Origin of the sequence: uncultured Cyclobacterium sp., from assembly GCF_963976465.1 — a bacterium.
In the GTDB taxonomy this organism is placed as follows: Bacteria; Bacteroidota; Bacteroidia; order Cytophagales; family Cyclobacteriaceae; genus Cyclobacterium.
The window spans coordinates 1-4406 of record NZ_CAXBOC010000467.1; the positions used below are offsets into that span (position 1 = coordinate 1).

General features: G+C 38.8%; 5 protein-coding genes. 4 read left to right on the forward strand and 1 reads right to left on the reverse strand.

What is annotated here, in order from left to right:
• Nucleotides 1–655, forward strand: a 655-nt coding sequence (locus AAC037_RS20390) for a hypothetical protein (RefSeq protein ID WP_339905201.1), incomplete at its 5' end; no start/stop codon positions are given.
• A gap of 183 nt (nucleotides 656–838) precedes the next feature.
• Here the strand turns inward: AAC037_RS20390 and AAC037_RS20395 are convergent.
• Nucleotides 839–2539, reverse strand: coding sequence for a right-handed parallel beta-helix repeat-containing protein (locus AAC037_RS20395; protein ID WP_339905203.1), 1701 nt, complete (start codon nucleotides 2537–2539; stop codon nucleotides 839–841).
• Between the two features lie 541 nt (nucleotides 2540–3080).
• On the opposite strand from AAC037_RS20395, the gene AAC037_RS20400 reads away from it, so the two are divergent.
• From AAC037_RS20400 to AAC037_RS20410, 3 genes are all read left to right on the forward strand, one after another.
• Nucleotides 3081–3380, forward strand: coding sequence for an EthD family reductase (locus AAC037_RS20400; RefSeq protein WP_303614779.1), 300 nt, complete (start codon nucleotides 3081–3083; stop codon nucleotides 3378–3380).
• 71 nt (nucleotides 3381–3451) lie between these two features.
• Nucleotides 3452–3838 carry a hypothetical protein gene (locus AAC037_RS20405; protein WP_303614778.1) on the forward strand — a complete coding sequence of 129 codons (387 nt, stop codon included), beginning with the start codon at nucleotides 3452–3454 and terminating at the stop codon, nucleotides 3836–3838.
• Between the two features lie 63 nt (nucleotides 3839–3901).
• On the forward strand, nucleotides 3902–4406 hold a 505-nt coding region (locus AAC037_RS20410), incomplete at its 3' end, for a serine hydrolase domain-containing protein (RefSeq protein ID WP_339905205.1).

Consider the following 4406-nt stretch of genomic DNA (forward strand, 5'->3'; position numbering starts at 1 on the left):
TTTAGGGGACAGACATATTCTTGAAATAGAAGGCGAGAATGCAAAATTGACCTACGTTGATGCAAAAATAAACCCAAACAGACGCTTCTTTTCTGTTTTAAATCCAAACTGGAACTTGATGGGGCAAGCAATAGTGCCGTTCCATTCAGAATGGGGAGCTCCTTATGGTACAGAGAAAGTCACGCTCCAGCCCGGGAAATTCATTGAAATTGAAGTGGTATGCACAGATATTTCTGTGGCTTGGGTAGATAATCCGGATGCAGGGTTACTCGAAATATACGTTGATGAGCAACTTATGAAGACGCAAGCTTGTAATATTGGCTTTACCGATACTGACAAAAAGGTCAATTACCTGGAAAATCGCAAAGGTATATTGGGTTTAGGTTTTGGTTTGCATAAAGTTCGCATACAGGCAAAAGAGTCAGCAGTAGATGTATTGAGCCTTTTCACCTATGATTCTCGTTCAAATCTAAATGCTGAATGTAGGCTAACCGGGTTGGCTGTTGGCGGAGAGAGGCTAAAATTCACAAGACCTTTTAAAACCAGACCATTGGTAATATGTTCAGGCGATTTATCTGTAGACACCGAAGACATTTCTAGTACTGAGGTCAGGTTTTCAGGGTCAAATGGAAGTTATATTATCATTGGTGAATGATTGGTAATGCTTAATTGAATTCGCTTTAAAGAGCTCAGCATAAGGTTTTGGCGGTATAGGTGTTTTTTTGCATCAATACTGCCAAATCCCCTTCCTAAATTTTTCTCTAGTCTAAGGGGGTAAACCAAAGGCTATTTCAATTTTAGGGTTTAACTACAGACTTCCAGTTTAACGTACGCTAATCTACCTCTCCCATGCAGACCAGCCTTCATCATGGGTCAAATAGGCACGTCTACCGAATTCCAGCGGTGCAACTCCTACCTCAAAAGCACCCAAGTCCGGAGCCTTCCCCTTAAAATCCTTATTGAATCCCGGAATTTCGATGCCGCTATCAATCAATGGGTTGCGAATTTGTACCACAGGGTCTGTTATATTTCTTTTGACATCACCGAATTGATAAGGCTTTCGTCCCCAGATGATAGAATTAATTCGGGATCGAGGAAAATATTCCAAAGAATACGAAGTCCTGTAGAGTCTGGTTCCGGAAGGTGTGGTACTGAATCCAATTCTGTTTGTTTCTTTGGCCACTCCCTTTGATAGACCTGAAAAATAATCGTAGTCGTAATCACTGTTGTCAACCGTCTCGCGGTCAGCTGCCAGTCTTCCGGGTACATCAAAAATATTATTTCGTGTGACTGTGTTGGAAATCCCATGACCTGAAAAGGCATGAGTAACACCCATTGGTTGTACAACTGTATTATGAAATACATATCTTCGGCCTCCGGCAAATGGTTCACGCTCTCCGGTTTTAAGAAAGGCTCCTCCACTGGAATTTCGATGACCTACCCTGCTTTCTCCAACTACATTTCTATAAATATATATTGGCCCTTGGGTAGTAGAAGCCGTAGCGATACCATTGAAAAATTGATGGGCATAATTACCAAATACCCGAACATTCATATTGGCTCCTTCGACTTCAATGGCATCGTCCCATACACTGCGGATCAAATTCCCGTATATATCTGAGTCCCGGTTCATATTGCCCACATTGGAATAATTTGCCCCACCGCCGATAGCATCATTGAATCCATGATCCTCTGTAGATAGAATATCGTTGTAACGAATCACATTCCCACCCAGACTTTGTCGAATGGTGATACCTTGAGGGCCTGCCGGGTGTCCCGTTTCCCAATCGTTTGAGGCACCCCTTGGGTCTTCAATCAGGTTTCTTTGAATGGTCAAATTCCATGTGCCATTTTCTGCGTTAATCCCACTATCCGTACTTCCTTCTAAATTTCCGTAGGTGATAGGGCCGCCTATCCTGCCCCAAAAAGTGATGTAACACTGTTCGATAACAATATCATGTCTGTTTTCTTTGATACGAATGCCATCTACTTTCGCATTGCGGATTTCTATTCCACGGACAATCACATAGTCAGCATCAATTTGTATCCCTTCATTGCCTACATTGCCCATATTGAGCAAGGACTGACTGTTCTTAGGTACCGTTACGAGATGATAACCTTCCGGTGTGCCCGACTCTGTAATTAGGATGGGCTCTGTCGACTCCCCTTCCGAGAGGTGGGTTATTTTTCCAATTGGAAATTGATCATTTCTAGTGGTGAACCTTATGGCTGTTTTAGCCTGATCATTGGATAGTTCTACTTGATAGTCGGTGTTTGGGTCAAGACCAATAATACTCCCCCGGTATTGCCCATCTCTTTCATCAAAGACCAAATCAAGTCCTTGTGTCCAAGTGGATTCCGTTTGTTTTTTATATCTTATAGTGCAATTTCCGGATTTAGGAGTTGTCCAATACAAGCCGGTACATTCATAGGTAGATACTGCATAAGGATTGGGCGCGTTTTCTCCCGGTGATTGACAATACCCTTCATTTAAGAAAATCAGGGCAAGGAAGAAGGTAATAAAAGGGAAAGATTTCATGCTAGCTTGCGAGATATTGATGGCTTAAATTTAAACTTATCGGTCGCACATTTCCCTAAATTTTGTTTGGAGTATTATGTCAAAATGAAGACCTTTTATAGGTAATATTACATTGTTTTTTTCAAATAATGGAAAATTTGGACAATCAATATTCAAGAGCTTGTAAGCTTGTAGAGTAAAGGTTTTGCCAGTTGGTGGTTTTTAACGTCTTGTTTATTCTCCACAATCAGCCAAAAACAAGTGAAAGAATATTCAAAAATTAACAGTTTCAATTATTGTTTTTGACCAACAATCTTTCAAAATAAGGTAACATTAGCATTAGGGAACAGTACTATCTGCTCCTTCTGGGAATGTTTTTCATAATGGATCTCATGTTTTGAATTTATTTGGTTAGATTTAAATTTACTTCTTAATTATTTCATTTTAGAAAAATAATAAAAGTGGAGATCTTTTAATTTTCATTTAAGCGAAATATTTCAAAGTTTAAAAAGTGTTTATAATACAATCATGTAAAAATAATCGAAATTATAATTAGTCAACCATGGTAAAATTAGTCGTAATGTACGGTCATCCGGAAGAACCTGAAGCCTTTGAGGCTTACTATTCTGAAACACATCTTCCAATTGCTGCAAAAATAAAAGGCTTAAGCAAGGTGGAGTTTACTAAGTTTGTGGGTACTCCGGATGGAGGTAAACCTATTCATTATAGAATGGCAGAATTGTATTTCGAGTCCTTAGAGGAGTTGCAAAAACAAATGGCTACCCCCGAAGGGCAAGCTGCTGTAAACGATATTCCTAACTTTGCTACAGGTGGTGTGGATGTGATGATTGGAGAAGTTTAAAATTGAATGAATACCTTTTTGGCTTGGTACGTACATTGTTTTTATAAAAACCATACTAAAAATATTTGTCAATGAGCAAGAAGATAGCTATTAAAATAATGTTTGGCCTGCTAGGAGCAGTTTTAATCTATCATTTTTTGATCTTCTTTGAGTTTATTCCTTATGATAAGGTATGGGCCGGTAGACTCAAGTCTGTTGAGGAAATGAAGACTTTTGAAACCTTCTCCATATTGGTGAATGTCTTTATGATAACGGTGATGATCATCAAGTACCAAAATCTCCAAAATCAGAACCCAAACAGAATAATAGATATTCTGATTTGGGTTTTTGCCTTGTTTTTTTCATTGAATACCTTTGGGAATTTATTTTCACAAAACATCCTAGAGTTAATTTTTGGAACATTGTTTACTCTGATTGCTGCAATCCTTTGCGTGCTTATAGCTAAAAAGAAGAAATGACTGTAATCATGTTTTCTTATTTTCGGACTTTATTAAAATTATAAGGAATACTCCCCTACACAGATGAATAAATACATGTTGATACTATCCATGGTTGTAGCTATTCAAGGCTGTGGTAATCCAGAGGCAAAAAGGTCCAAGTCTCAGGTCATAGAAGCAGAAACATTGCCGGAAGACCAATATGAATTGATTTTGGACAAGGTGAAGGCATTACCAAATCAAGCTGAGCTTGCTATTGCCATTATTGAAAATGGGAAGGTTAATTTTGTAGGAGTCAAACGCGAACAGGATTCAACAGTGTTTCTACAAAATAAGGACAAGGTTTTCGAAATTGGGTCCATTACAAAAGTTTTTACAGGCACTTTGCTGGCCAACTTTCTGGTAGAGGGACTTGTCAATTTGGAGGATCAAATTGACAAGTATTTAGGGTTTTCATTAAAGGGTGATGTTAAAATTACACTCAAGCAATTGGCTACCCATAGCTCAGGCTTACCTAGGGTGCCTGCAAGTTTGGAGGCCTTAAGTTTAGAAAACCCTTATAAGGATTTTGGGGAAAAGGAACTTAAAA

What these genes read in the sequence shown, in the direction of transcription:
- AAC037_RS20395 (WP_339905203.1), bottom strand. Translation starts at nt 2,539, where the DNA reads ATGAAATCTTTCCCTTTTATTACCTTCTTCCTTGCCCTGATTTTCTTA.
- AAC037_RS20400 (WP_303614779.1), top strand. Translation starts at nt 3,081, where the DNA reads ATGGTAAAATTAGTCGTAATGTACGGTCATCCGGAAGAACCTGAAGCC.
- AAC037_RS20405 (WP_303614778.1), top strand. Translation starts at nt 3,452, where the DNA reads ATGAGCAAGAAGATAGCTATTAAAATAATGTTTGGCCTGCTAGGAGCA.